Raw genomic sequence first — 730 nt, forward strand, 5'->3', positions numbered from 1 at the left:
GCGCGCAGGGCTGGCCGGCGGCGATCTTGGCATCGGCATAGTAGGAGACGCCGCGGCAGGTCTGGTGCTGGCGGTTGTTGTCGAGCTTGATCTTGGGATCGTAGCGCCACTTTTCCTTGCCGCTCGCGGCATCGATGGCGATGGCGAAGTTGTGTGGCGTGCAGATGAAGAGCGCGTCGCCGACCTTCAGCGGCGTCACCTGATAGGTCGTTTCGCCGATATCGTCGGGGCCCTTCACGTCGCCGGTGCGGTAGGTCCAGGCCGGCTGCAACTTGGCGACATTGTCGGGCGTGATCTGGTCGAGCGGCGAATAGCGCTGGCCGAACGGCGTACGGCCGTAGAAGTGCCACTCGCCGGCCGGCATGTCGCCGCGGAGATTGGCCGCCGCCGCCACCTTTTCGGTGCCGAGCGTGCCGGCGATATCGTGCGGATCGGCGGTCATCGAATAACCGGCGACCGCCAACGAGGCGAGCACCGCCAGGATCAGTGGCGCGCGTCCGTCGGGACCGCGCAAGCCGCGCCTTGCCCATGGCGTCAAAAGCCACAGGGCGATGAGCACGATGACGCCGCCGCGCGGACCGAGCTGCCACCAGTCGAAGCCGATTTCCCACACCGCCCAGCACAAAGTGGCGAGCACGAACAGCGCGTAGAGCCAGAGCGAGGTCGACCTGCGACTGAACAGCAGCCAGGCGGTGATCAGGAAGACCAGGCCGGCGATCAGGTAGTACCA

General features: G+C 66.4%; 1 pseudogene. It reads right to left on the reverse strand.

Annotated features, from left to right (window positions below):
* Positions 1 to 730 (reverse strand): annotated as a pseudogene (locus EOA27_RS38820) (PQQ-binding-like beta-propeller repeat protein); the annotation flags it as partial.

Origin of the sequence: Mesorhizobium sp. M2A.F.Ca.ET.037.01.1.1, from assembly GCF_003998075.1 — a bacterium.
Lineage (GTDB): Bacteria > Pseudomonadota > Alphaproteobacteria > Rhizobiales > Rhizobiaceae > Mesorhizobium.